Annotated in this window: 25 protein-coding genes; 1 reads left to right on the forward strand and 24 read right to left on the reverse strand. The window is 60.2% G+C overall.

From position 1 onward, the window contains the following. Position 1 precedes the first annotated feature (1 nt). From ACQRCA_RS00740 to rpsP, 24 genes are all read right to left on the reverse strand, one after another. Entirely contained in the window at positions 2 to 1,363 is a 1,362-nt protein-coding gene (locus ACQRCA_RS00740) for a M50 family metallopeptidase (RefSeq protein WP_427717547.1), read from the reverse strand. Between the two features lie 25 nt (positions 1,364 to 1,388). Next, positions 1,389 to 2,576 (reverse strand): 1-deoxy-D-xylulose-5-phosphate reductoisomerase, encoded by a 1,188-nt coding sequence (dxr, locus tag ACQRCA_RS00745; protein ID WP_427717549.1) that lies wholly within the window; start codon positions 2,574 to 2,576, stop codon positions 1,389 to 1,391. Further along, positions 2,576 to 3,475, reverse strand: a complete 900-nt coding sequence (locus ACQRCA_RS00750; RefSeq protein ID WP_427717552.1) for a phosphatidate cytidylyltransferase — start codon at positions 3,473 to 3,475, stop codon at positions 2,576 to 2,578. Before ACQRCA_RS00750 ends, dxr begins: the two co-directional genes overlap by 1 nt. Before the next feature lie 2 nt (positions 3,476 to 3,477). Further along, positions 3,478 to 4,272, reverse strand: coding sequence for an isoprenyl transferase (locus tag ACQRCA_RS00755; RefSeq protein WP_427717554.1), 795 nt, complete (start codon positions 4,270 to 4,272; stop codon positions 3,478 to 3,480). A 1-nt stretch (position 4,273) separates the two neighbouring features. Beyond that, the gene (gene frr / locus ACQRCA_RS00760) at positions 4,274 to 4,810 is read right to left on the reverse strand and encodes a ribosome recycling factor (RefSeq protein WP_006236112.1); all 537 of its coding nucleotides are present in this window, start codon (positions 4,808 to 4,810) and stop codon (positions 4,274 to 4,276) included. A gap of 2 nt (positions 4,811 to 4,812) precedes the next feature. Continuing rightward, complete coding sequence (gene pyrH, locus ACQRCA_RS00765; RefSeq protein ID WP_427717558.1) at positions 4,813 to 5,535, reverse strand: UMP kinase; 723 nt, start codon at positions 5,533 to 5,535, stop codon at positions 4,813 to 4,815. Positions 5,536 to 5,652: 117 nt separating this feature from the next. After that, entirely contained in the window at positions 5,653 to 6,522 is an 870-nt protein-coding gene (tsf, locus tag ACQRCA_RS00770) for a translation elongation factor Ts (RefSeq protein ID WP_022094736.1), read from the reverse strand. A 45-nt stretch (positions 6,523 to 6,567) separates the two neighbouring features. Beyond that, complete coding sequence (rpsB, locus tag ACQRCA_RS00775) at positions 6,568 to 7,296, reverse strand: 30S ribosomal protein S2 (RefSeq protein WP_055285135.1); 729 nt, start codon at positions 7,294 to 7,296, stop codon at positions 6,568 to 6,570. A gap of 230 nt (positions 7,297 to 7,526) precedes the next feature. Continuing rightward, positions 7,527 to 8,480, reverse strand: a complete 954-nt coding sequence (locus ACQRCA_RS00780; protein ID WP_427717601.1) for a tyrosine recombinase — start codon at positions 8,478 to 8,480, stop codon at positions 7,527 to 7,529. Further along, the gene (gene trmFO / locus ACQRCA_RS00785) at positions 8,444 to 9,781 is read right to left on the reverse strand and encodes a methylenetetrahydrofolate--tRNA-(uracil(54)-C(5))-methyltransferase (FADH(2)-oxidizing) TrmFO (RefSeq protein WP_427717560.1); all 1,338 of its coding nucleotides are present in this window, start codon (positions 9,779 to 9,781) and stop codon (positions 8,444 to 8,446) included. The genes ACQRCA_RS00780 and trmFO overlap by 37 nt, the downstream gene beginning before the upstream one ends. 14 nt (positions 9,782 to 9,795) lie before the next feature. Then, positions 9,796 to 10,728, reverse strand: a complete 933-nt coding sequence (locus ACQRCA_RS00790) for a DNA-processing protein DprA (protein ID WP_427717562.1) — start codon at positions 10,726 to 10,728, stop codon at positions 9,796 to 9,798. Then, on the reverse strand, positions 10,728 to 12,251 hold the full coding sequence (locus ACQRCA_RS00795; RefSeq protein WP_427717565.1) for a YifB family Mg chelatase-like AAA ATPase: 1,524 nt from the start codon (positions 12,249 to 12,251) through the stop codon (positions 10,728 to 10,730). The genes ACQRCA_RS00790 and ACQRCA_RS00795 overlap by 1 nt, the downstream gene beginning before the upstream one ends. Further along, the gene (locus tag ACQRCA_RS00800; protein WP_427717567.1) at positions 12,251 to 12,736 is read right to left on the reverse strand and encodes a YraN family protein; all 486 of its coding nucleotides are present in this window, start codon (positions 12,734 to 12,736) and stop codon (positions 12,251 to 12,253) included. The genes ACQRCA_RS00795 and ACQRCA_RS00800 overlap by 1 nt, the downstream gene beginning before the upstream one ends. A gap of 188 nt (positions 12,737 to 12,924) precedes the next feature. Continuing rightward, a complete protein-coding gene (locus ACQRCA_RS00805; protein ID WP_427717569.1) occupies positions 12,925 to 13,713 on the reverse strand; it encodes a ribonuclease HII in 789 nt (262 codons plus the stop codon). Between the two features lie 93 nt (positions 13,714 to 13,806). Continuing rightward, on the reverse strand, positions 13,807 to 14,148 hold the full coding sequence (rplS, locus tag ACQRCA_RS00810; protein ID WP_117583231.1) for a 50S ribosomal protein L19: 342 nt from the start codon (positions 14,146 to 14,148) through the stop codon (positions 13,807 to 13,809). A 210-nt stretch (positions 14,149 to 14,358) separates the two neighbouring features. Further along, positions 14,359 to 17,109 (reverse strand): pyruvate, phosphate dikinase, encoded by a 2,751-nt coding sequence (gene ppdK, locus ACQRCA_RS00815; RefSeq protein ID WP_427717572.1) that lies wholly within the window; start codon positions 17,107 to 17,109, stop codon positions 14,359 to 14,361. 341 nt (positions 17,110 to 17,450) lie between these two features. Then, complete coding sequence (locus ACQRCA_RS00820; RefSeq protein WP_154516238.1) at positions 17,451 to 18,326, reverse strand: pyruvate, water dikinase regulatory protein; 876 nt, start codon at positions 18,324 to 18,326, stop codon at positions 17,451 to 17,453. A gap of 34 nt (positions 18,327 to 18,360) precedes the next feature. Further along, positions 18,361 to 20,457 (reverse strand): glycine--tRNA ligase subunit beta, encoded by a 2,097-nt coding sequence (glyS, locus tag ACQRCA_RS00825; RefSeq protein ID WP_427717574.1) that lies wholly within the window; start codon positions 20,455 to 20,457, stop codon positions 18,361 to 18,363. Positions 20,458 to 20,460: 3 nt separating this feature from the next. Then, positions 20,461 to 21,372, reverse strand: a complete 912-nt coding sequence (locus ACQRCA_RS00830) for a glycine--tRNA ligase subunit alpha (protein WP_006236091.1) — start codon at positions 21,370 to 21,372, stop codon at positions 20,461 to 20,463. A gap of 59 nt (positions 21,373 to 21,431) precedes the next feature. Next, a complete protein-coding gene (gene lepB / locus ACQRCA_RS00835; RefSeq protein WP_427717577.1) occupies positions 21,432 to 21,995 on the reverse strand; it encodes a signal peptidase I in 564 nt (187 codons plus the stop codon). Positions 21,996 to 21,997: 2 nt separating this feature from the next. Next, positions 21,998 to 22,756 (reverse strand): tRNA (guanosine(37)-N1)-methyltransferase TrmD, encoded by a 759-nt coding sequence (trmD, locus tag ACQRCA_RS00840; RefSeq protein ID WP_427717579.1) that lies wholly within the window; start codon positions 22,754 to 22,756, stop codon positions 21,998 to 22,000. 10 nt (positions 22,757 to 22,766) lie between these two features. After that, positions 22,767 to 23,258 carry a ribosome maturation factor RimM gene (rimM, locus tag ACQRCA_RS00845; protein WP_427717603.1) on the reverse strand — a complete coding sequence of 164 codons (492 nt, stop codon included), beginning with the start codon at positions 23,256 to 23,258 and terminating at the stop codon, positions 22,767 to 22,769. A gap of 34 nt (positions 23,259 to 23,292) precedes the next feature. Then, on the reverse strand, positions 23,293 to 23,538 hold the full coding sequence (locus ACQRCA_RS00850; protein ID WP_154516529.1) for a KH domain-containing protein: 246 nt from the start codon (positions 23,536 to 23,538) through the stop codon (positions 23,293 to 23,295). A 42-nt stretch (positions 23,539 to 23,580) separates the two neighbouring features. Beyond that, positions 23,581 to 23,931, reverse strand: coding sequence for a 30S ribosomal protein S16 (rpsP, locus tag ACQRCA_RS00855; RefSeq protein ID WP_427717582.1), 351 nt, complete (start codon positions 23,929 to 23,931; stop codon positions 23,581 to 23,583). A gap of 201 nt (positions 23,932 to 24,132) precedes the next feature. Here rpsP and dinB point away from each other — a divergent pair, with 201 nt between their 5' ends. Further along, positions 24,133 to 25,389 carry a DNA polymerase IV gene (gene dinB, locus ACQRCA_RS00860; RefSeq protein ID WP_427717584.1) on the forward strand — a complete coding sequence of 419 codons (1,257 nt, stop codon included), beginning with the start codon at positions 24,133 to 24,135 and terminating at the stop codon, positions 25,387 to 25,389. Positions 25,390 to 25,456: the final 67 nt, after the last annotated feature.

Genomic DNA, 25,456 nt, shown 5'->3' on the forward strand with positions numbered 1-25,456 from the left:
CCTACAGAATAAATCGAAGGATGTCGGAACGAAGCATATAGACAAACAGCAGCGCAAAGAGCGCGATGCCCACATAGCTCACAATCGTCTGGACCTTGAGCGGAAGCTCGCGGCCCGCAATCTTTTGAATGATCTCGATGACCAACTTGCCGCCATCGAGTGGCGGGATAGGTAGCAGGTTCATAAAGCCAAGCGAGAACGAAATGAGGGCGGCAAACGAAAGGAACGTGGCAGGGCCGGCAGCAGCAGCTTGTGAGGACATAACGCTAATACCCACGATCGAAGAGGACTGATCGAGAATCTCCATCGTATGCTGAGGCTGGAGCAGGCGCATCACGCCCTGCGCTGTCTGCACGACATAGGAGAACGACAGGCGAGCCGACGTGATGGGGTCTAAACGGACCACCTGCGTAGAGACATACACACCTAGGCGTTCGTCCTCTTTGAGCGCAACCGTGGTCGAATGCTTCTTGCCGTCACGCTCGTACTCAATGGCTATATCGTCCTTACCGGCAGCCTTGCCAATGGCATCGTAAACGTCCATCCAGGTAGAGCACGATACTCCGTCGACCGAAAGAATCGCGTCGCCATCCTCGATTCCCGCCGCGGAGGCAATCGAGCCTTCGTCAACCTGGCCGATCACATTGGTGTCCACCGGCACCGTGACACCCGCGATGGAATAGATGCTCATAAGGAGCAAAAAGCCCGTCAGGATATTGACGATAATGCCCGCAAGCAGCATAAAGGTACGCTTGAAAAAGCCCTGACCCAAATAGGTGTGCGAGCGCTCGCGTGCAAGGAATTCGGCCTCGCCGCACGGCAGTTCCCATACATCGCCCTCGGCAGTCGCGTGCTCGCGATCGAACCGACGGCCGTCAAAGGTGGTATAACCCGCCGCGTCACGCGGCAGGGTCTGGTACTTGGTGGGATAGTAACCAGGCGAAGGCTTTTCCCCTTCTTCATACCAAGGAGCTATGGATCCCCAACCCAGCAGCAAAGCACAGGCCTCGAGCACATCCTCCTCGGACAGCTCAAGCTCGACGGCAAGATCGGCCACCGTCACACGGCCGTGGCGATAGATGGCGGCAAGCACGCGATCGGCATACGAGACATCAGTCGGATCCATGCCACAGATGGCAGCATACCCACCCAGCAACAGCGGGGTCACGCCAAACTTGGTGCCGATCCGACGAGACGTATGATGGATATCAAAGCGACACGGCAGGCCCAAAAAGAACTCAGTCACCCGGACGCCGCAGGCACGCGCCGCCAAAAAGTGGCCGCCCTCGTGCAAAAACACGAGGACGGAAAGCATCAGCAGGCCCCAAAAGACCGATGAGAGAACGCTCAGAACAGTTTCCATAAAACGAAAAAGCAATCCTTATGGGTTAAGAACGGGTTGCGACGAGCACTTGCGCGGCCTTTTCACGCGCCCACGCATCGATACCGCGAAGCTGTTCAAACGAATCAACCGTCTGCGCATCATGCGCATCCATACAGGATTCCACAATGCGATCGATATCGGTAAAACTGCAACCATCATGCAGGAAGGCATCGACGGCGACCTCGTTGGCGGCATTGAGCACGCACGGCATGGTGCCGCCCGTCTTGCCCGCACGCTCGGCCAGCGCCAGGCAGCGGAACGTATCCATGTCGGCCGCATCAAAGGTAAGCCGACCCAACTCGCGGAAATCGATGCGCGGAGCCGGAGTATCCCAGCGCTCGGGATACGAGAAGGCAAACTGGATGGGAATGCGCATGTCAGATACCCCGAGATGCGCCATCACGGAGCCGTCGGCAAACTCGACCATCGAATGAATCTTTGACTGGCGCTGCACGACCACGTTGATAAAGTCGAGGTCGCAACCGAACAAGTGCATCGCCTCGATACGCTCCAGGCCCTTGTTCATGAGGGTAGCGGAGTCAATCGTGATCTTGGCACCCATAGCCCACGTAGGGTGCGCCAGGGCATCGGCGCGCGTCACACGGTCGAGTTCCTCGCGCGAACGGCCAAAGAACGGACCGCCCGAACAGGTAAGCCAAATACAATGGGCCTCGCGCGGATTCTCACCCAGATAGCATTGGTAAATTGCAGAGTGCTCGGAATCGACCGGGATAAGCTGACCGGGCTGAGCCAACGGCATCAGCAGGTCACCGCCAACAACGAGCGACTCCTTATTGGCAAGGGCAAGGCGCTTATTCGAGATCAAGGCAGCATGGCTTGCCTCGAGACCGGCGGCGCCAACAATGGCAACGAGCACGCAATCGACATCATCACGGCACGCGAGATCACAGACCGCCTGCGCACCAACGCCGACGTTCGTGCCCTGAGGCAGCTCCTGCAGTACGGCATCAGACCCGTGAGCGGTATCTGCGATGGCAACAGCCGGAACCGAAAACTCACGGGCAAACGCAACGAGCTCAGTGGTACTGGAATTAACGGAAAGAGCCGTCACCTGCAGACGATCGGCATGCTGACGGCAAACATCGAGCGCCTGAGTGCCGATAGAGCCCGTACAGCCCAGGATGGCAACACGAAGACGTCCATCGGAGCCATAGGTCGTCTGGAAGGACATTACAGCACGCCTCCGATCATCAGCATCAGCTGCGCGGTGATGCAGCCGAAGATAAGCGAATCGCTTCGATCGAGCATGCCGCCGTGGCCCGGGATAAGGTTACCGGAATCCTTGACGCCCACACCGCGCTTGATGCGCGACTCGATAAGGTCGCCGATAACGCCCAGGATGGACACAACCACGCCACAAAGCAGCGCATAGGGCAAGCTCAGCTTATAGAGATGCGTCACCCACAAAATGAGCCAGATGAGAACCGAGCCCAGAATGCCACCAACAAAGCCCTCCCAGCTCTTATTGGGAGAGATCTTGGGAACCATCTTGTGTTTGCCGATACGGCTGCCCACGATGTAGGCAAACGAATCGGAGACCCAAAGGGACGCGCAAACACCCACTGAAAGCAGGGCGCCGGCAAAACCGGGCACGGCATCGCGCAGCAGCACAATAGCCGACAGCATAAAGCCTGTGTAGATGGGCCCCATGAGCGTCACGGCCACATCAGAGATGCGGGTACGCGGCGACCAAACATACCAAATGCCCACCGCGAGCATCAGTGCAAAAAGCAGGGCGTTCAGCAAAAGCGAATCGCCAAGCGCCGATAACGGAAAGAGCACGGCGGCAATAATGCCCAGGTGCTCGTTGGCGACCTTGCCATCGAGCCTCGTCATACGGAAAAACTCAAAGCAGCAAAGCCCGCTCATGACAGAGACAAAAATGGCGGTGGGCACGATACCCAAAACCAGGCACAGGATAAAGACGACGGCGTAGACGATACCGGCGGCGGCACGGGTAATAAAGCCCGCAAGCCACGAACCGGTGCCGCTCTTCGCTGCAGGCGCTCCCGCAGTGGCAGCTTTGCGCGCAGGCGTCTTGGGAGCAGATGCCTTGGGACGATCGGACACGATTAAGCCTCCTCGGTCTTGCTCAGTCCACCAAACCTACGGTCACGGCCCTGATAGGCCAAGATGGCGTCGACAAGGCCCCAACGATCAAAGTCAGGCCAATAGGTATCGGTGACATAGAATTCGGAATAAGCCACCTGCCACAGCAGATAGTTCGAAAGGCGAAGCTCACCAGAGGTGCGAATGACCAGCTCGGGATCGGGAAGACCGGCGGTGTACAGGTGCGAAGCAACCATATCATCGTCGATAGCAGCAGGATCGATCTTGCCGGCGGCGGCATCGAGCGCAAGCTGACGGGCGGCGCGGGTAATCTCGGCACGAGCGCCGTAGTTGACGGCAAGCGCCAGCGTCATACCGGTGTGATCGGCGCACTCGGCAAGACCGCATTCAAAAACGTCGCGGGTCTTCTTGGGCAGCGCGGAAATATCACCCAAAAAGACAACACGCACGTTTTCGCGCTTCAGAAGCGGCAGCTCATCGATAAACGTCTTGGCAAACAGATGCATCAAGACGTTAACCTCATGCTGCGGGCGGTTCCAGTTTTCGGTTGAAAACGCATAGGCGGAAAGCACGTCGACGCCCAGACGCACGCAGGCGGTAATGATCTCACGAAGGGAGACGATACCCGCCTTGTGGCCCTCGGTACGGGCAAGACCTCGCGCCGTAGCCCAGCGACCGTTGCCGTCCATGATGCACGAGATATGATGTGGAATATTATTGAGGTCAAGGTCGGAAAAACCGACGCCCGCAGGGGCGTCGGCAAAGTACTCGACCAGTTTGTTCTCGTCGTATTGCACCTTAGATCTCCATGACCTCGGCTTCTTTTTCCTTCAGAAGCTCCTCGACCTTGGCGACATACTCGTCGGTATGCTTCTGCACCTTGGCCTGCTCACGGCGGACGTCGTCCTCGGTAAGCTCCTCATCGCGTTCGAGCTTGTTGTTAAAGTCGCGACGGATGTTACGGATAGACACCTTGGCCTGCTCGGCGTACTCGCGGCACTCCTTGACGAGCTCGCGACGGCGCTCCTCGGTGGGAGCCGGGAACGGAAGACGAACAACGGTGCCATCGGAGTTGGGGGTAATACCCAGATCGGAAGCGCCGATGGCCTTGACGATGGCGTTGATAAGCGCCTTATCCCACGGCTCGATGAGCAGCATGTGGGCCTCGGGGGTCTTTACGGCGGCAACCTGCGTGACCGGCGTGGGAACACCGTAATAATCGACGGTGATGTCGGACAGAATGTTAGCGTTGGCTCGGCCGGTACGGACCTTGGAGAAGTTATGCTTGAGGGACTCGAGCGACTTGTCCATGTGGGCGGTGATGTTCTCTGCCATGCTTAATCCTCCTGATAGACGAGCGTGCCGACGGGCTCACCCGAAAGCGCGCGCTTGACGTTGTCCTCGCCATCGATGTTGAGGACCAAAATGGGCATACGGTTATCCTGGCACAGGGCCGTAGCCGTGGAATCCATAACCTGCAGGCCGCGGACGAGCACCTCGTGATAGGTGATCTTGTCAAAGCGGACGGCATCGGCGCACTTGACGGGATCTTTGTCGTAGATACCGTCGACCTTGGTGGCCTTAATCAGAATCTCCGCACCGATCTCGCAGGCACGAAGGGCCGCGGCGGTGTCAGTCGTAAAGTACGGATTGCCCGAGCCGGCTGCGAAGATAACGACATTGCCCTTGGACAGGTGATTGATGGCGCGACGACGAATATAGGGCTCGCAAATCTCGTTCATCTGGATGGCACTCATAACGCGGCAAGGAACATCGTTATGCTCGAAGGCATCCTGCAGGGCGAGCGCGTTCATAACGGTTGCAAGCATGCCCATGTAATCGGCCTGAGCACGCTCCATACCGCCGGCAGCTCCAGCCATGCCGCGGAAAATATTGCCGCCGCCGACAACGATGCCGACCTCATGGCCAACGGCGAGCAGCTCCTTGACCTGCTTGGCAAGATGGTCGGTAACCTTGGGGTCGATGCCATAGTGGCCATCGCCCATCAGTGCTTCGCCGGAAAGCTTCAAAAGCACGCGTTTATATCGGATGTCGGACAAAGCGATCCTCCTTTAATTAGACTCTCAATATGATATCAAAGGCTCTGCTTAGAGGCATGAAAAAGCAGGCTGTGAGTAAAACCCACAGCCTGCTCATTACCAGCTACAAGAGCTTATTTACTCGCCACGGACCAGACGGTCGAAGGCAACGACGGTAATGGTATCGCCGAGCTCCTTGGAGACCTGCTCAGCGTACTTCTTGATGGTGAGGGAGCTGTCCTTGATGAACTCCTGCTCGGTGAGCACGGACTGCTTGTAGAACTTCTCCAGACGGCCAACAGCCATCTTCTCCTGGATGGCCTCGGGCTTGCCGGACTCGGCAGCCTGAGCCATGTAGATCTGCTTCTCATGCTCGACGGTCTCGGCCGGAACCTGATCGCGGGTAGCGCAGATCGGAGCGACGGCGGCAACCTGAAGGGCAACGTCGTGGGCAAAGGTCTTGAAGGACTCAGCCTGAGCGGTCTCAGCCTTCTCGAAAGCAAACTCGACGAGGACGCCGATCTTACCACCCATGTGGATGTAAGAAGCGAGAGCGCCGTTCTCGGCCTTGCGGGCGGCGAAGCGGGAGATCTTCATGTTCTCGCCCATGATGTGAATCATCTCGGTGAGCTCGGAGGAAACGGTCTCCTCGCCCATCGGCTTCTCGAGCAGAGCGTCGACATCGGCCGGCTCGGTGGTGGCGACAACCTCGGCGACCTTGGAAGCAAAGCCGGTGAACTTGGCGTTGGAGCCGACGAAGTCGGTCTCGCAGGAGAGCTCGAGCAGAGCGCCGGTCTTGCCATCCTCGGAGACGAACGCGGCGACAGCGCCCTCGTTGGTCTCGCGGCCAGCCTTCTTGGCAGCCTTAGCGAGGCCGTTCTTACGCAGAACGTCAACAGCGGCGTCCATGTCACCGTCAGCCTCGACGAGAGCCTTCTTGCACTCCATCATCGGGGAGTCGGTCATCTCGCGGAGCTGCTTGACCATAGCGGCGGTAATCTGGGCCATTGTGGTTCCTTTCAAAGAGATGAAAAAGACTTAAATAGGACTGATTTACTCGGCCTTGGGCTCAGCGGCCATCTCGGCCTCGGAGACCTGCTCCTTGCCGGAGCCAGCGAGGCAAGCGTCGGCCATGAGCTCGCACATAAGGGTGACAGCGGAGATGGCGTCATCGTTGCAGGGGATGCCGTACTCGACCTCGTCGGGATCGGAGTTGGTATCGATCAGAGCGACGACGGGGATGTTCAGGCGCTGGGCCTCCTTGATGGCGTTCTCCTCGCGCTTAGTGTCGATGACGAAGAGAGCCTGGGGCAGACCCTTCATGTCGCGGGCGCCACCGAGGTTGGTCTGGAGCTTAGCGAGCTCCTTACCCAGAACAGCCTGCTCCTTCTTGGGAAGAACAGCCATGCGGCCGTCCTCGACCATGGCCTCGAGCTCCTCCATGCGGTTGATGCGGGAGCGGATGGTGACGAAGTTGGTCAGCATGCCGCCGAGCCAACGCTGGTTGATGTAAGGCATGTTGGCGCGCTCAGCGGCGTTCTTGACGGCCTCCTGAGCCTGCTTCTTGGTGCCGACGAACAGCACGTTGCCACCCTTGGCAACGTTCTTGACGAAGGTGTAAGCCTGGTCGGCGTCAAGAATAGTCTGCTTGAGGTCGAGGATGTAGATGCCGTTGCGCTCACCGAAGATGAACGGCTTCATCTTGGGGTTCCAGCGACGGGTCTGGTGACCGAAGTGGCAGCCGGCCTCGAGCAGGGTGCGGATATTAATCTTGGTAGCCATGTTAAACCTCCTGTGGTTTGCCTCCGCGCGGGGTCATCCTCCAAAACCAACCCGGACATGTGCTACCAAAGCCCGGGCACCACGGTATGAAGTAGCCGCGCGTGCGTGATAAAAACCTGTTGCCGTGAAGCAACCCGATGAATGATAGCAGGATTACATCTTTCTGCCAACCCGAAATCAAAACCACACACACGGACGCGCGATCGATTGGATAGAACCCCTCTCCTGCCTTACTCGCCGCGCGGAAGGGCTTGGGTAACGGCGCGTTTGAGCCGATCGGGCGTGAGATGCGTATAAATCTGCGTGGTGGACAAGCTTGCATGCCCCAGCAACTCCTGGACAGAGCGCAAGTCCGCTCCGCCCTCGAGCAAATCGGTCGCAAAAGTATGGCGCATCGCATGCGGGGCGATATCGGAAGGAATGCCCGCAAGCGTCGCCAACATATGAAACCGTCGCCTAAGCATGGCGGCGCTCATACGGTTGCCGCGTGCCGAGATAAACAGCGGATGCACACCGTTCGTACCGTCGCCACGCTTTGCCTGAGCAAGAAGCTCCGGTCTTCCTTCCTCAATATAGCGGCGGGTCGCATCGAGAGCACGCCGATACAGGGGCACGATACGCTCCTTGCTCCCCTTACCCCAAAGCCGCAGCGTTCGCTCGGACCAAGCAATGGACTCAACATTGAGTGCCGCAAGCTCGGAGATGCGAGCCCCAGATGCATAGAGCAATTCGAGCATCGCCGCATCGCGCAGTCCCGCAGGCGTTGAAACGTCTGGCGCTGCAAGCAGTGCCTTAACCTGCTGGGTGGTCAGCACCCCGGGCAAATCGCGTGGAAGCTTGGGCGAGGCAATCGCAGAGACAGCGTCTCCATCGATAAGACCCTCGGCAGCCATCCATCGATAGAACGAACGAATGGCAGACAGGTGCGCCGCAATCGTCCTGGGCGCCACCTGCTCGCGCGACAGCTCCGCCAGATACATGCGAACGGTACGTACGTCCGCCGTGCGTGCATCGATATCCCCACGCTCGCACCAAGCGGCAAAACGCTCCAGACGAGAGCCGTAAGCGATAACAGTGTTAGAAGAAAGCCCCTCGACGCGTGCAATATAGGCTATGAACGAGTCGACGGCACCGTACAGGTCAAAGGCTATGGCCGGTCGCCCCCAAACAGGTCGGAGCGCGATTCCAGATAGGAATCCAGGGCCTTAAGGGCGCGATCCGCATAGGCCTGATAGCGCTCACGTTTGCTGCGGCGTTTACCGTCCTCGAGGGGAGGCACCAGGCCAAAATTAACATGCATGGGCTGATATCCGACCGTAGCAGGATCGGTCGCATAGCCCACGAGCGCGCCGAGAGCGCCCACGCGCGGCAGCTCGACAGGAGCAACCTCGATAGCCTCGGCATAGGTATTGAGCGCAGCGAGGAGACCCGTCGCGACCGCTTCCATGTAACCCTCCGTACCGGTAATCTGTCCGGCAAGGCGCACGCCCGTGCCGGGCACGGCGAAGGTCCCATCGAGCACATGGGGAGCATCGACAAAGGTATTGCGATGCATGACGCCATAGCGGAAAAACTCGGCATTCTCCAGACCGGGAACCATATGAAAAACGCGCTTCTGCTCGCCGAAGGTCAGGTTGGTCTGAAAACCAACCAGGTTATAGGCGGTCTTCTCCTTGTTCTCGGCGCGCAGCTGAATCGCCGCCCAGGGACGGCGACCGGTGCGCGGGTCGGTGAGCCCGACGGGCTTCATAGCGCCAAAGCGGATGGCATCCTTGCCCGTGCGCGCAACCTCCTCGGCTGGCTGACAGGCCTGGAAGAGGTCCCCGCCCTCAAAGTCCTTGAGCACCACGCGATCGGCCGTGGTAAGCGCCTCGATAAAGGCCTCGTACTCCTCCTTGTTGAGCGGGGCATTGAGATAGTCGCCACTCCCCTGCTCCTCGTAGCGCGACTGCGAGAACAGCACATCCATATCGAGCGTCGAGGCATCGACAATCGGGGCCGCGGCATCAAAGAACGCCAGGGAATCACCACCGACGAGCTTCATGACCTCCCCGCTCAACGCCGGTGAGCACAAGGGACCCGCGGCGATAACCACATGGCCCTCGGGAATCTGGGTGACCTCGCCGTGAACGACCTCGATATTGGGACGGGCGGCAACCTCGGCCTCGACGAGCTCGGAGAATTTAACACGGTCGACCGCCAAGGCGCCACCAGCAGGAACGGCAGCGCGATGAGCGCAGTCGAGCAGCACCGAACCCATACGCTCGAGTTCGGCCTTCAACAGGCCGGCGGCGGAATCGGGTCGGGTCGACTTAAACGAATTGGAGCAGACGAGCTCCGCCAAGTGATCGGTATGGTGGGCAGGAGAGGTCACCAGCGGCCGCATCTCGCACAGCTTTACGGCAAACCCGCGATCTGCCAGCTGAATCGCGCATTCCGATCCCGCCAGACCGCCACCGATAACCGTCACTTGATCAAACAGCATCTGCAAACACCTTTCTAATTGACACGCTTTCCATTGTGACCGAAGGGCGTCTGAGCGTGAAGCGCAAACTTTGAGGGCGCATACCTTCCATCCATCATGCGCTCGATGAGTCCCTCGAGCTCGAGTGAGCCCAGGAGTTTGAGCACGCCGACGGCATCGAGGGAGACGAGCGCGGCAATGTCATCGACCTTGAGCGGCGAGGCAATGAGCGCGTGCATCACGGCCTGCTGCGTGGGGTCCAGATCGGCGATACCGGGCGCATCGGGACGCGAATAGCGCAGGGTGCCGTAAATTCGCGAGATGGCCATCTCAATAGACTCCTCGTCAACAATGCAGCAGGCCCCGTTGGCGATGAGGTAGTTGGTCCCACGCGACTCTGGTGACAAAATGGAGCCCGGTACCGCGAGCAGTTCGCGCCCCAGGTCCATGGCGGCCTCCGCTGTCGAGAACGTGCCCGAGGGCATGCCGGCCTCCGACACGAAGAGCGCCTGCGAAAGCGCGGCAATCACCCGGTTACGCCGCGGAAAGGCAAACTTGCGTGGCCCCATACCCCAAGGCGAGATGGACACGACCGCGCCGCCCGTATCGATCGTGCGCGCGATGAGCCCTGCACTCGAGCGCGGGTAAACCACGTCGGCGCCCGTACCCAACACCACGACGTGCCTGCCACCAGCGTTGACCGCAGCCCAACCCGAGGCCTGGTCGCAGCCGACCGCACCGCCCGAGACCACCGTCACCCCCGCCTCGACCGCAACTTTCGCGGCCAGCTCTGCCACGGCAAGGCCGTACGGCGAGGCCTTACGAGCGCCGATGATTGAGAGCGCGGGCGTCGACAGTGCGGCGGGGTCGCCACGCACATAAAGCGTCTGGGGTACATCGGAGAGCTCCAAAACGGTAGCTGGATACAACGCATCACCGGGATGCAGCTCAAAAGTCTCCTTGGGCATTACTGGTCCCTCCTCCCCTGGTACATCGCCGCCTCGAGCACGTGGTCTTGGGTTACCCGCTCACTTTCGGCAACATCGGCGATCGTGCGCGCGATACGCACCAAGCGCACGATGCCGCGCCCTGTGAGATGTGTGCGCCTCGACAGGCCGAGCACGCACTTTTCCGCTGCCCCATCGAGCGCAAAGGTCGACACGACGCCGTCGATGGAACGTGACTCATCGTCCTCGGCCTCGGCATCTGCATCGTCCAAACGGGACTCGCGCCAGGCACGAAATGCCCGACCCCGCACAACATAGTCACGTAGTTCAGCTGACGACATACCCTCAGCACCCTCGATAATTACCTGCGGATCGGGTCGGGTCACGTCAATCATAAGGTCAATACGATCGGCCAAGGGACCACGTAGCTTAGACCGATAGCGCTCAACCATCGAAGCCGAGCAGCGGCACGGTACCTCGCGATCGCCCAAAAAGCCGCAGGGACAGGGATTGCTCGCGGCAAGCAGCTGGAACCTCGAGGGAAACGTGAAAGCCCCATCGACGCGTACGATCTTGACGTAGCCGCGCTCTATGGGCTGACGGAGTGTCTGCAGCACGCTGTTGGGAAACTCGGCAAGCTCGTCTAAAAAGAGCACGCCGCCGTGCGCTAGGCTAATCTCGCCCGGGTGCACCGGCCGTCCGCCGCCAATAAGGCCCGCAGTCGAAATGCTGTGGTGGGGGCTACGGAACGGCCGGTGTCCCGCCAGCAAACCATCGATGTTCTCGCCCAAGACCGAATGGATGCACAGCGCCTCTTGCTGATCCTCGAGAGAAAGCTCGGGCAAGATACCCGTCATGCGGCGTGCGAGCATGGTCTTGCCCGAACCCGGCGAGCCAATCATAAGCAGGCCGAGCTCCCCCGCCGCCGCGAGCGCAATGCCGCGCTTGGCAACCTCCTGCCCCAGCACATCGGCATAATCAAGTTCTGGCTCAAACGACGCCTCGACACCCTCGGAATCCAGATAATGCCGAGCCGCCTCGCCCATACCGCGGGCGAGCTGAGACAGATGGTCGATAAAGCCACAGTCCACACCGGCAAGCGGTACATGTTGATCCGATCTTCCTGCAATAAAGGACAGGCCCATATCACGCGCCAACAACTGAAACGCAACCTCGCCTTTTACGGGCAGCACGCTACCATCCAGCCCGAGCTCACCGGCAATAAGGCAATGGTCTAGATGGTCGCGGGGAATCTGCCCATCGGCCGCCAGTACCGCGATGGCAATCGGCAGGTCAAAACCACTGCCCGTTTTACGGATGTCGCCCGGAGCCAAGTTGACGGTAATGCCCGCCCGTGGAATCTCAAATCCCGCCGAGCGCATTGCGCAGCGTATGCGGCCACGCGACTCCATCACCTCCATACTTGGAATGCCAAGCATTTGGATACCCGGAATACCGCCGGCAAGCGAGACCTCGACCGTGACGGGAATCGCCTCGACGCCACGAATACATGCAGCGTGGACGGCAAAGGTGTCAAACGCCATCACGATACCTGCCAATCGAATGCGTTGTATTGATGCTCAATCTCCGCAATATGACCGCCGCGGATAGTAACGCCCACCGCGTCGAAGCGAATCGCCCTAAGGGGATAGTGATCCATAAGGTAACAACTCGCGATACGGCGGTAGCGACGCTGCTTCTGGGCGTCCACCGCCTCCTCGGGAAAGACCCGCGTGTTGCAATCTAGGGCGACGCGCCTTGTCTTGATCTCAGCCATCACCACGACATCATCAAGTTCATCAAGCAGTACCAGATCGGCCTCGCCCTCGGGACACCGGTAGCCCTGTTCCAAGAGGGCATAACCGCGCTCGCGAAAGTAATCGATTGCAATAAGCTCGCCCAGCATGCCCAGTTCTCGAGGACTGAGGCCCTTAATGAACCCAGGCGTAATCGACGCGCAATCAATCTCCCCGCTCTCCCAAAGCTCTTTGAGCTGTTGCGTCTTGCTCTTTGCACTTGCGGCGCACATGGGGTCTCCTTTCCCGCGCACGATATTGACCCGATCATGGGGCCGCCTTTCTTGCGGGTAAGTACCAAAAGAAAACCAAAGTCCAACCAAAAACAAACAAAAAAGGGACCGCATGCAACAATTGCGTTGCATGCGGTCCCCACCAGCTGGTTTATAAAATCCCAGAAGTCCCTGTCTCCATATTTGCCTTAAAAAAGACGCTCCGTCTGCAAAAAATTTCCGCAGAAGCTCACACGATGCAACGGAGAAAGGCCATGTTTACGAATAGCCTCAATGTGCTCGGGGCTCGCATAGCCCTTTGACTCAGCAAGATGATATTCGGGATACTCGGCATCGTACTCGACCATCATCTCGTCACGCGTGACCTTGGCCATAATGGAAGCAGCGGCGATGCAGGCGATTTTGGCATCGCCCTTGACCACATCGCGCTCGTTGGGAACGGCGCCCAAGGGGTTGCCGTCCATAAGCACGCAATCGGGCTCGAGCCCCGTATCGGCCACGGCGCCCGCAACGGCAGCGCGGATGGCGCGGGCCATGCCCATCTCATCGATGTCCGCAGGCGCGATATGGCAAAAACCAATGGCCGTAGCCACCTCGGCAATCTGCACCGAGAGCAGCTCACGACGGGCAGGCGTGAGCTTTTTGGAATCGTTAATGCCCCAAACGCGCGGCTCCATGGGAAGGCAGACAGCGCAGACCGTCAACGGGCCGGCGACAGAGCCGCGCCCCACCTCGTCAACACCAACGACCACGCCATCGCCGCCGAGCTCATGCATAAGCTCGTACATGCCGTTGACGCGCTCGCGCTCGGAAAGTTCCTTGGCATGGCGCTTAAGTGCGCGTTCGCAAGCCTTGATCACCTGCTGGCGCGGATCCTCGCGATAGTGCTCCACGAGGGCGGGAATCTCCTCGAACGTGGCACTCGCCAGCTCGCCGGCAACCTGCGATGCCGAAACCGAGCTCGTCATATTGGCCATACCAGGCCCTCCTTGCATGGAAATCAGATAAAAAGAAGGGCCACCCGAAGGTGACCCTTGTGTCCAAACGAGTGGACAGACGCTGCGATCTTCTTAGCGCTTCTCGGGGATGCGAGCAGCCTTGCCCACCTTGTCGCGGAGGTAGTACAGCTTGGCGCGACGGACGCGACCATGACGAACGACCTCGAGCTTGGCAATCTTGGGGCTGTGAAGCGGGAAGGTACGCTCAACACCGACACCGAAGGAAATCTTGCGGACGGTGAAGGTCTCACGGGCACCGGCGCCGGCCATGCGGATGACGTCACCCTGGAAAACCTGGATGCGCTCGCGGTCGCCTTCCTTAATGCGGTAGTGAACCTTGACGTTGTCGGCAACGCGGACCTGCGGGATGTCCTCGCGGATCTGCTGACGCTCGATTGCGCGGATGTAATCCATGTGCAATTCCTTACTCTTCTAGAGGTGCCGTACCACCTTGGCCGGCACGTAGTTGAACAAACGTATTCGAGTATACACGCGCGGGTTTCTGCTGCAAGAACATTTTTTTTCGCAGACAAAAAGACAAAACCCGCACATGATAACCGCCCGCCTCACAAATGAGACGGGCGGCATGAAGGGGGGCTACGCTAGGGGTCTATACACTAAACGCTAGGCGGAACGCTTGGCCTCGAGCTTGGCCTGAGCGGCAGCCAGTCGTGCGAGGGGTACGCGATAGGGCGAGCAGGACACGTAGTCCACATCGGCCACGTTGAACAGGCCCTTGATGGACTTGGGGTCGCCGCCGTGCTCGCCGCACACGCCAAAGTGCATGTCGGGGTTGGCGGCGCGACCCTTCTCGACTGCCATACGCACCAGCTCGAGCACCGCCGCGTCGATGGTCTCGAAGGGATTATCCTTCAGGATCTTCTTGTGCATGTACAGCGGGATGAACTTGGCCTCGGCGTCGTCGCGCGAGAAGCCGAAGGTTGTCTGGGTGAGGTCGTTGGTACCAAAGCAGAAGAAGTCGGCATGGTGGGCAATCTCGTCGGCGACCATGCAGGCGCGCGGCAGCTCGAGCATCGTGCCCACGGGAATATTGAGCTCGACGCCCTCCTCGGCGGATACCTCGGCGATCACGCGCTCGATGACCTCGCGGGTCTGGACATGCTCGGCTGTGATGGAAACGAGCGGGACCATGATCTCGGGGCGCGGGTCGACGCCCTCCTTGATAAGGCGGGCGGCAGCCGTGGCGACGGCGCGAACCTGCATGAGCGGCAGATCGCCAAAGACAACGGACAGGCGCACACCGCGCAAGCCGAGCATCGGGTTGGACTCAACCATGCCGTCGATTCGACGCAGGCGGGCACGCAGGGTGGCAAGCTCTTCCTCGCTGGCGCCGGCGGCTTCCTTCTTGGTGATGGCGACCTCGAGCTCGCGAGGATTATCCAGGAACTCATGCAGCGGAGGATCGAGCAGGCGAACGACCACATCGCGACCGGACATGGTCTTAAACATCGCCAGAAAGTCCTCGGTCTGAACCTTGAGCAGGTCGGCCAGGGCCTGCTGCTTCACGGCCTCGTCGTCGGACAGGATAAAGCTCTGGATAATGTTCTTGCGCTCGCCCAGGAACATGTGCTCGGTGCGGCACAGGCCGATGGCCTCGGCGCCAAACTCGAGTGCGAGCGCGGCATCCTCGGGGTTGTCGGCGTTGACGCGCACGTGGTTGGCGTGACCGTCGGTCTCGTCCAGGCGAATCTCGTCTGCCCAGGACAGAATGGTGTCCAGGTCGCCGGTGAGCTCGGCGGAGACCAGATCGACGGCGCCATCGACGACAATGCCCTGGGTGCCGTCGATGGAGATGATGTCGCCCTCGTGAAGCACACGGTCGCTGCCCTCGATGCGCACGACCTTCTCGGCGGCGTCAATATGGAAGCGCTCAACGCCGCAGACACAGGGCGTACCCATACCGCGGGCGATAACGGCGGCATGGCTCGTCTTGCCGCCGTGGCTGGTAAGGATGCCCTCGGCAGCGACCATGCCCTTCAAGTCATCGGGGTTGGTCTCCCAGCGAACCAGAATGACCTTGTGGCCCTCGTTGGCGCGCGCGACGGCATCGTCGCTCGAGAACACGACCTCGCCTACGGCGGCGCCGGGGCTGGCGTTAAGGCCGCAGGCCAGGGCCTCGTACTTCTTGGAGGAGTCGAACTGCGGATGCAGAAGCTGGTCGAGCTGCGCCGGATCGATGCGACTCACGGCCTCCTCGCGGGTGATGAGGCCCTCCTCGACCATCTCGATAGCGATGCGCAGCGCGGCGGTAGCGGTGCGCTTGCCCACGCGGGTCTGAAGCATCCAAAGTTTACCCTGCTCGATGGTGAATTCGATATCGCACATATCGCGGTAATGATCCTCGAGCGTCAGGAAAACGCGCTCGAGCTCCTCACCAGCAGACTCGAGACCCGGGGTGGTCTTGAGGTCGGCGATGGGCTCAGTGTTGCGGATGCCGGCGACGACGTCCTCACCCTGGGCGTTAACCAAAAAGTCACCGTAGAACTCCTTGGTGCCATCGGCCGGATTGCGCGTAAAGGCGACGCCGGTCGCAGAGGTCTCGCCTTTGTTGCCAAAAGCCATGGCCTGGACGTTGACGGCGGTACCGAGCTCGTCGGAAATGCCATGCTGTTTGCGGTAGATGCAGGCGCGCTCGTTCATCCAGCTGCCAAAGACGGCCTGGATGGCAAGGCGTAGCTGGAGCTCCGGATCGTGCGGGAAGACGGGCTTGCCGTCGACAACCTCGAGCTCGGGATACAGGGCAGCCTCGACGTTCTCGGAGAAGATGCCCTTGAAGGTCTCGACGAGCTCCTGCAGGTCCTCGGCCGAAAGCTCGGAATCGACGCGAACGCCGGCGACCAAGCGGGCCTGGGTCAGGGCGTTCTCAAACAAGTCGGCATCGACACCCATAACGACGTTGGAGAACATCTGGATAAAGCGGCGGTAGCTATCCCAGGCAAAACGCGGGTTTTGCGTCTGGGCAATGAGGCCCAGAACGGAGTCGTCGTTAAGGCCCAAGTTGAGGACCGTGTCCATCATGCCGGGCATGGAGAACGGAGCACCCGAGCGAACCGACACGAGCAGCGGGTCGGATGCGTCACCAAGCTTCTTGCCGCAGCGGGCCTCGAGATCGGCCTCGGCGGCAACGATCTCATCGAGTGCGCCTTCGGGCCACACGTTGCCGGCACCGGAGTACTCGACACAGGTTTGGCAGGTAATGGTAAAGCCACCGGGAACAGGCAGGCCGATGCGGCTCATCTCGGCAAGATTTGCACCCTTGCCGCCAAGCACGAAGTTCATGGACTTGTCGCCCTCAGTGACACAGGTGCCCTGGGCGTCGGTTCCAAAACGGTAAACCCTCTTGCAATCGCTCACGATACTCCCCTTCCATGCGCTGTCGCGCACGACCGTGGTAACGAATCGACCCGCCGGATGCGAGCCGTGAGGGTACTATACGGCGGGTATTGGAAGTGCTTGCGTAGAGGGTGCGAGGTTTGGTAAACGTGGTAAAACTGACGGTAAACGGTAGATAAAGGTGGTTACCTTATGAAGATACCAGTGTACGAGACTTGCAGGTTAACTGAAAGAACTTTGCTAAATCGCTTTACCATAAGTAGCTAATTTGGGACGGGGCTTTTTTAGCTACCCCGTCGGCAATCAGCCAAAAAGCTCGCGGCCTCAACCGGGGTAGCTAAAAAAGCCCCGTCCCAAATTAGCTACTTTTGTTGGGCTCGGCGAGCGGCACGACGGGCTCGAGCTTCTTGGATTTCCTCCAAATGACCGATGATCTCGGATGCACTCTCCTCAATCGCCTTACCGTCGGTACGCACCACAAAGCAGCCTAGGCGCTTCATGAGGGCACGGGCTTCCTCAAGCTCGCTGCGCACACTCTCGGGCTCGGCATAGGAGCCGGCGACGGCGCGGGCGTAGTCATCGCCCAAGCGGCTGTCGCGAATCTCAGAAATTACGTCAACGGTCGAAATCAGGCCGAACAGGCGCATCGGGTCGACCTCGTAAATCGACTTCGGCGGCTCCATGCCGTGCGCCAGCGGAACGTTTGCGACCTTGTAACCCTGATAGGCCAAATACATCGACAGCGGCGTTTTGGACGTACGCGACACGCCCAGCAGCACGATATCGGCCCCCGAAAGGTCGTCGCAACCGCGCCCGTCATCGTGCTCAACGAAATACTCCATAGCCTCAATGCGGTGGAAATAGCGGTCATCCGTTTTGTGAATAACGCCCGCAACGCCCTTGGGCGGCACACCGATGAGCGACGACAGCACGGCAAGGGTCGGACCGATCAGGTCGACAGAGCGAATATGCAGCATACCCAGGTAATCGAGCACGCGGGCGCGAAGCGCCGGATCGACGATAGTGTGGAACACGGCGATATCACGATGGTCCGCATCGACGCGCGGGCCCACAAACGACTTGACCTGCTCCACCGAGTTCACTTTGGGCAAGCGCAAGAGACGAAAAGCCCCTTCATCAAATTGCCCGGACGCCGCAAGCACCACCTCACAAGCGGTATCACCGAGCGAGTCGGAGATAACGATAACGGTGGGACGTGCGGTGACCGGGCAATCCATGCGGGGCTCCTTTTGCGCTTATGCGCAGGCTGGCTTACTTTTTGCGGGCAAGCTCACCGATGTTGGCGATGCCAGAGAAAACGGCCTCGAAGCGGTTGAGCAGCTTAAGGCGATTATCGCGGAGCTGCTCGTCCTTGTCCATGACCATAACCTCGTCGAAGAAGCGGTCGATGGGGGCACGCAGGGCGGCAAGGGCGGCAAATGCGGCCGGGTAATCCTCGGCAGCAAGGGCGCCATCGACAGCGATCTGAGCAGCCTCGGAGGCATCGGCGAGCGCGAGCTCGGCCTCACCCATCAGGCTGCGATCGTACTCCATACCCAGCTCGGGCTTGGAGATGTGCGCGGCGCGGGCATAGGCAGTAGCCAGGTTGTCGAAGGTCTCGGCATCGTTCTTACGAGCCTCGTCGAGCGCGGCGCAGCGGGCGAAGAAGACGGACGGAGCGATGATGTGCACCGCGGAGACGGCGGCGACGGTATCCGCCGGAATCTTCTCGTCGCGGGCCATGCTCACCAGACGGCCGTGGAAGAAGTCACGGACCTGCTGGGCGACCTCGGCGGCGTCGAACTCGATGCCCTGCTCGCTATAAAGCTCAAGGGCAAAGTCGATGAGCGTCGTGGGGTCGATCGGCAGACGATCGCGCAGGATGTTGATAATGCCGATAGCGGCGCGACGCAGCGCGTAGGGGTCGGAAGAGCCGGTCGGGGGCTCACCGATGGCAAAGATACCGGCAATGGTATCGAGCTTGTCGGCACAGGCCACGATGCAGCCAGCGGTGCCCTCGGGCAGCTCATCGCCGGCAAAGCGGGGACGATAGTGATCGCGAATGGCGTGGGCGACCTCGTCGTTCTCCCCCATCGCAGTTGCGTAATAGCCACCCATCACGCCCTGCTGGCTCGTAAACTCGACGACGGCGTTGGAAACCAGGTCGGCCTTGCACAGGTGCGCGGCGCGAGCGGCATCGGCAGCGAGGTGGGCGCCCAGATGGGCCTCGCGGGCAATAGCGAGCGCGAGCTGCTCAATGCGCTCGGACTTGGCGAGCACGCTGCCGAGCTTCTCCTGGAAGGCAACCTTGGCCAGACGCTCACGGAACTCGTCGAGGGAGATCTTCAGGTCCTCCTCGTAGAAGAACTTGGCATCGTCCAGACGGGCGCGCACGACGCGCTCGTTGCCGTCGATCACACGCTCGGCATTCTCGGGCTTGCTGTTGGAGACGACCACGAACTCACGCGTGAGCTTGCCCTCGCCGTCATAGATCGGGAAGTAGCGCTGGTTGGTGAGCATGGACTCGCAGATGATCTCGTGCGGGACCTTGAGGAACTCCTCGTCGAAGGTACCGACGAGCACCGTCGGCCACTCGCAGAGATTAATGACCTCCTCGAAAACCTTCTTGGGCGTGTCGACATGGCAGCCAGGGCGAGCGGCCTCGACCTCGGCAATACCGGCAAGGATGGCCTCACGACGACGCTCGGCAGAGAGCACGCCGGCGTCCTCGAGCACCTGCTCGTAGACGGCGGGGCTGGCGACAACATGGTCACCGGCGCCCAGCACGCGATGTCCGCGCGTGGTATTGCCGCTCGTCACATCGGCAAACGTCACGGGCACAACGTCCTCGCCCAGAAGGCAGCAGATCCAACGGACCGGACGCACAAACGTAGCGTGCTCGTGGCCCCAGCGCTGGCTGCGGTAGTTGGGCCACTGCAGGCCTGCGATCGTCTTCTCGCACAGGGCCGTCAGAATAGGGGTAGCCGGCACAGAGGGAATGTTCTTCTCGGCGAATACGTACTCGCGGCCGTCGGTATCCTCACGACGGATCAGGTCCTCGGCAGCCACACCGCACTTGCGGGCGAAGCCCTGGGCGGCCTTGGTGGCGTTGCCGTCGGCATCGAAGGCAATGTTTGCCGCAGGGCCGCGCTTGACCTCGTGGACCTCATCGGTAGCGATGGCGACGTTGGCCACGAGCGCAGCCAGACGACGCGGACTCGAGATCACACGGACCTCGCCATGGGCCAGGCCGGCCTCGTCGAGGCCCTTGGCGATCATATCGCCAAGCTGCTTGACGGCATTGTTCAGCGGTGCGGAGGGCATTTCCTCCGTACCGATCTCAAACAGGAAATCCTTAGCGTCTGCCATGGCTTACGCCACCTCGCCTTCCTGGTCGGCATTCTCGTTAACTCCGGCGACCTCGGCCATATAGGCCTCGCAGCACGCCTTGGCGACGGCGCGGACGCGCAGGATGTAGTTGGCGCGCTCGACTGCGGACAGCGCACCGCGGGCATCGAGCAGGTTGAAGGCATGGCTGCACTTCATGACGCAGTCGTATGCGGGCAGCGGCAGCTTGCGCTCCAGACAGGAGTGGCACTCGGCCTCGTAGTCGTCAAACTTCTGACGCATCATCTCGACGTTAGCGACCTCAAAATTGTAGGCACTAAACTCGCGCTCGTTCTCCAGGAACACGTCACCGTAGGTCATGGGCGTGCCGTCGGGCAAATAGCTCCACACCAGGTCATAGACGGAGTTGACACCCTGGGCGTACATGGCGATGCGCTCCAGGCCGTAGGTGATCTCGACGGGCACGGGGTCGACCTCGATGCCGCCCACCTGCTGGAAGTACGTAAACTGCGTGACCTCCATGCCGTTGAGCCAAACCTCCCAGCCAAGGCCCCAGGCACCGAGCGTCGGGCTCTCCCAGTCGTCCTCAACAAAGCGGACGTCATGGTCGTTGGGGTCCAGGCCAATGGCGGCAAGAGACCCCAGGTAAAGCTCCTGAGCATTAACCGGGGAAGGCTTAATGAGCACCTGGAACTGATAGTAGTGCTGCATGCGGTTGGGGTTCTCGCCGTAGCGGCCGTCGGCGGGACGGCGGCAGGGCTGCGCATAGCAGGTGCGCCACTCGGCAGGACCGAGCGAGCGCAGCGTGGTCGCGGTATGGAAGGTACCGGCACCGACCTCGGAGTCATAGGGCTGCATAATGACGCAGCCCTGCTCGCCCCAGTACTGCTGGAGGCGCAGGATGATGTCTTGGAAGGAAAGCGATGAAGCGTTCATGCCTCTAATATCCCCTCGTCGAAACGATTACACGGTTAGGTACTGTACTATAGCGGTTTTTAGTCGATAGCGCCCAGACGGTTGAGCGGCCAGTAACGCACGAGCGCCACGGCGATCAGGTCCGAACGGTCGACCGGGCCAAAGTAGCGTGAGTCGGCTGAGTTCTCGCGGTTGTCGCCCATCACCCACACGCACCCGTCAGGGACGGTGTAGGGATAGCTCACCTGAGCACCAGGCGCCTGGACCGACAGTGGCCAGCTCATGCCCGTCGTATAGTCCTCATCGAGCGCTTGGCCGTCAACGACCACCTTGCCGTCCTGCAGGTTGACCGTCTGGCCGGCCGTAGCGATGACCCGCTTGACGAGCACATCGTGCTCAGAGGTGCCATCGGGGTTGTGGAACACCACAATATCGCCCTGTTTGACAGGCTGGCCGAGCTCAAGCGTCACCTTTTGCGCCAGGATCTGGTCGCCAATCTCAATCGTGGACTCCATGGAACCGGTGGGAACCACAAAGGGCTCGACCACAAAGGTGCGAATCAAGAAGGTGGCCACGAGCGCGATTGCGATGACCACGACCCACTCAAACGCACCCTTTAGCATGGAATGCTGCGACGGAACCATTCTCACTCCTCGCTCTGCGAATACGAAGCGTCCAAAATCTCCTGCGCGTACGCACGCTCCTGGGGCGTAAGCCGCGCCGTCTCAATTAAGTCGGGACGCCAGCGACAGGTGCGCTCGATGGCGTTCTTGCGGCGCCAAGCGTCAACCTTGGCGTGGTCACCACTTACAAGCACGGGAGGCACGCCCTCGCCGTTAAACTCGGCAGGACGGGTGTACTGCGCGTACTCGAGCAGCCCACCGTCCTCGGCGGTCGAGAATGATTCGTCAACGTTGCTCATCTCGTCACCAAGCGCGCCGGGAATCAGACGCACGACGGCGTCAGCAACGACCATAGCAGGCAGCTCGCCGCCCGTGAGTACATAGTCGCCGATCGACAGGCGCTCATCGGCATAGGCATACGCGCGCTCATCGACACCCTCGTAGCGGCTGCACACAAACAGCAGGCGCTCGCTTTGGAGCAGGCGCTCGGCTATATGCTGTGTAAAAGGCTCACCGCAGGGCGTAAAGAACACCACGGTGGGCTTGGGGCCCTCAGAGCTGATGGCCTCGATGGCCTCAGCGATGGGCTCGACCTTCATGAGCATGCCCTGACCGCCGCCGTACGGCTCGTCATCGACGGTACGGTGGCGATCGTGCGTCCAGTCGCGCAGGTTATAGGCCTTAAAATCAAAAAGGCCGGCCTTGCGGGCACGGCCCAAAATCGATGTGGACATGACGGGCTCAAACATCTCGGGAAAGACCGAAAGGGTCTCGATCAGCATGTTGTCCTCCCTACTTGTCCATATCGATCAAGCCGTCCATAACGTGGACGGATATTGCTCCCCGATCGGGAAGATCGAGCACAACTTGCTCGATCACGGGAATCAGCACCTCGCCATACCGATCACCCTCGACAACCCAAACGTCGTTGGCGGGCGTCGACATAATCTCAACGATCGTTCCGAGCGACCCAAAGCGCTCGTCAACCACCTCGCGACCCATAAGGTCGGTATAGGCGGCATCGAGTGAATCGAGCTCAAAGTCATCACGGTTCGCCAGAACGAAACAACCCGTGATGCCCTCGGCGGCCGTCAAGTCGTCAATGCCCTCAAACGAAACCAGATCGCCATCGCCCGTATCGGTAACGGATGTAACCGTGCAAAAGCGGTCACGCTTGAGCGCCGGTGGCGTCAGGGCGACGCGCATACCCGGCTCCAATACAGAAGGAAGCCCCCGCAGCGGCTGCGCGAGGACCTCCCCCTTCCTTCCGTGCGGCTTAACCACACGGGCGATGTTTTTGTACTGGGACCTCAAGGTCCTAGCCCAGAACCTCTACCTCGACGGAAGTGTCGAGGCGAGCGGCCAGTGCACGGGCGAGCGTGCGAATGGCCTTGATGGTACGGCCACGACGGCCGATGACCTTAGCGACGTCATCCTCGGCGACCGAAACCTCAATAGTTGAGGCATCGTCGCCATCGATAACTTCCAGGCTCACGGAATCCGGGTCGTCGACGATCTGAACAACGAGATATTCGACGAGATCGGCGATGCGATCTGAGAGCATTGCCTCACCCTCGAGCTGTGCAGCGTCAACCTCAGGCACGATTTACTCCTCGGCGCCCTCAGCGGCCTCAGCGGCCTCAGCGGCAGCCTTAGCGGCCTCGGCCTCTTTGGCGAGCTGCTTCTTGGACTTCTTGACGACGGTCTCGGTCTTCTCGCCCTCGTTGGCGGCCTTGACCAGGGCGGCGACAGCGTCGGTGAGCTGAGCGCCCTTGGACTGCCAGTCAGCAATCTTCTCGAGATCGAGGTTGATGGTCTTGGGGGCGGTCATCGGATTGTAGCGGCCAACCTCCTCGATGATACGACCGTCACGCGGGGCGCGGGAATCGGCGACGACGACACGGTAGTACGGACGCTTCTTAGCGCCGTGACGAGCAAGGCGAATCTTGACTGCCAAAGGAAACTCCTCCAACCAAGCAGCTTTAGGCTGCAACTACAAACAAACAGTTGAACATAATACGCCATCGACGCGGGCAGGTGAAGTCCGTGAGACCAACTTCTTCGGTGTAGTCGAAGGCAAATCCATATCTTAGACAAGAATTCGCGATTTGCAAGCACATCCACGCACCCCACATGAGCTGCGCGGTATACTCATGCCATGAAAAGATGCGAACATACATACGGTTATGAGGATACTGCGGGCGTCACGCCGCCGCCCTGGACGGGTCCGGCGGTGGGTCTGATGGATCTCGATGCGTTTTTTGCGAGCGTGGAGATGCTCGATCATCCCGAGTGGCGCGGCAAGCCGCTTATCGTGGGCGGAGACGCCGAATCGCGCGGCGTCGTCTCCACCTGCTCATACGAGGCACGCCGCTTTGGCGTGCACTCCGCCATGCCCTCGGCCGAGGCGCGCCGCCTCTGTCCGCAGGCCATTTGGACACACGGGCATTTCGATCGCTACCACGAGGTCAGCGCACAGGTCATGAATATTCTTGCCGACGAGACACCGCGCGTAGAGCGCGTGTCCATTGACGAGGCCTTTATCGACATCACGCCGGGCCGCTTTGCGCCCGAGGACCCACTGCTCGTCGTACGACGCATCAGCGATCGCGTGGCGGCACTGGGGGTGACCTGCTCCATCGGCGTCGGTTGCAACAAAACGGTAGCCAAGATTGCAAGCGAGCGAGACAAGCCGTTTGGGCTTACGGTCGTACGCCCGGGAACTGAGCAGCGTTTTCTGGCACCGTTACCTGTTTCTGCCATGAGCGGTATCGGGCGCTCGGCCGAGGAGCGGCTGCGCCGCATGCGGATTTACACGCTGGGCGAGCTGTCTCGCGCACCGGAATCCACACTGTCTGCGATTTTTGGCGTTAACGGCGAGCGCATGCGCCAGCGTGCGTTGGGGCTCGAGGTTTCCGAAGTCACGAGCCTCGATGAAGAGCGTGAGGTCAAGTCGGTAAGCAATGAGCGCACCTTTGCGAAAGATTTGACCGAGCGCGGGGACATCGAAGCGGCGATTGCACTATTGGGCGAATCCGTCGGACGTCGCCTGCGCCGCCAGGGACTTACCGGCGCCACGGTGACGCTCAAACTTAAGTACTCGTACGGCAGCGGTCGCTCGGCACAGCGACGACTCCCCCATCCCACCGACGACGAGAACATCTTTGTGGCGGTAGCGATCGAGTTGCTCGACAACATCTGGCAGGAAGGAATGCATGTACGCCTTGCCGGCATAGGCATGAGTGACTTCAATCATCAAGGCGGCATACAGACCGACCTGTTTTGCGAAGTCGACGACCGCGGAGCCCAATCCAGCGACCGCCGTGACCTCTCCGTCGCCATCGACGCAGTCCGAGACAAGTTCGGCGACACCGCCCTATCCTTCGGCCGCCAATCACGCTTCTCCTCCCACTAAGTAGTCAATTTGGGACGGGGCTTTTTTAGCTACTTTAGATTGTCAGGGTAGTACGGGGCAGCTAATT

It is taken from the genome of Collinsella sp. SGI.095 (genome assembly GCF_050314535.1).
Taxonomy (GTDB): domain Bacteria; phylum Actinomycetota; class Coriobacteriia; order Coriobacteriales; family Coriobacteriaceae; genus Collinsella.

Bases quoted from the DNA above. Each gene is read 5' to 3' on its own strand.
- frr (WP_006236112.1), bottom strand. From the start codon at position 4,810: ATGGCAGAGAACATCACCGCCCACATGGACAAGTCGCTCGAGTCCCTC.
- dxr (WP_427717549.1), bottom strand. From the start codon at position 2,576: ATGTCCTTCCAGACGACCTATGGCTCCGATGGACGTCTTCGTGTTGCC.
- ACQRCA_RS00740 (WP_427717547.1), bottom strand. From the start codon at position 1,363: ATGGAAACTGTTCTGAGCGTTCTCTCATCGGTCTTTTGGGGCCTGCTG.
- ACQRCA_RS00800 (WP_427717567.1), bottom strand. From the start codon at position 12,736: ATGTGCGCCGCAAGTGCAAAGAGCAAGACGCAACAGCTCAAAGAGCTT.
- ACQRCA_RS00795 (WP_427717565.1), bottom strand. From the start codon at position 12,251: ATGGCGTTTGACACCTTTGCCGTCCACGCTGCATGTATTCGTGGCGTC.
- ACQRCA_RS00805 (WP_427717569.1), bottom strand. From the start codon at position 13,713: ATGGCCAATATGACGAGCTCGGTTTCGGCATCGCAGGTTGCCGGCGAG.
- tsf (WP_022094736.1), bottom strand. From the start codon at position 6,522: ATGGCCCAGATTACCGCCGCTATGGTCAAGCAGCTCCGCGAGATGACC.
- ACQRCA_RS00790 (WP_427717562.1), bottom strand. From the start codon at position 10,728: ATGCCCAAGGAGACTTTTGAGCTGCATCCCGGTGATGCGTTGTATCCA.
- trmD (WP_427717579.1), bottom strand. From the start codon at position 22,756: ATGCTGATCGAGACCCTTTCGGTCTTTCCCGAGATGTTTGAGCCCGTC.
- trmFO (WP_427717560.1), bottom strand. From the start codon at position 9,781: ATGCTGTTTGATCAAGTGACGGTTATCGGTGGCGGTCTGGCGGGATCG.
- ACQRCA_RS00820 (WP_154516238.1), bottom strand. From the start codon at position 18,326: ATGGATTGCCCGGTCACCGCACGTCCCACCGTTATCGTTATCTCCGAC.
- rpsB (WP_055285135.1), bottom strand. From the start codon at position 7,296: ATGGCTACCAAGATTAATATCCGCACCCTGCTCGAGGCCGGCTGCCAC.
- dinB (WP_427717584.1), top strand. From the start codon at position 24,133: ATGAAAAGATGCGAACATACATACGGTTATGAGGATACTGCGGGCGTC.
- ACQRCA_RS00850 (WP_154516529.1), bottom strand. From the start codon at position 23,538: ATGCTCTCAGATCGCATCGCCGATCTCGTCGAATATCTCGTTGTTCAG.
- rplS (WP_117583231.1), bottom strand. From the start codon at position 14,148: ATGGATTACATCCGCGCAATCGAGCGTCAGCAGATCCGCGAGGACATC.
- lepB (WP_427717577.1), bottom strand. From the start codon at position 21,995: ATGGTTCCGTCGCAGCATTCCATGCTAAAGGGTGCGTTTGAGTGGGTC.
- ACQRCA_RS00830 (WP_006236091.1), bottom strand. From the start codon at position 21,372: ATGAACGCTTCATCGCTTTCCTTCCAAGACATCATCCTGCGCCTCCAG.
- glyS (WP_427717574.1), bottom strand. From the start codon at position 20,457: ATGGCAGACGCTAAGGATTTCCTGTTTGAGATCGGTACGGAGGAAATG.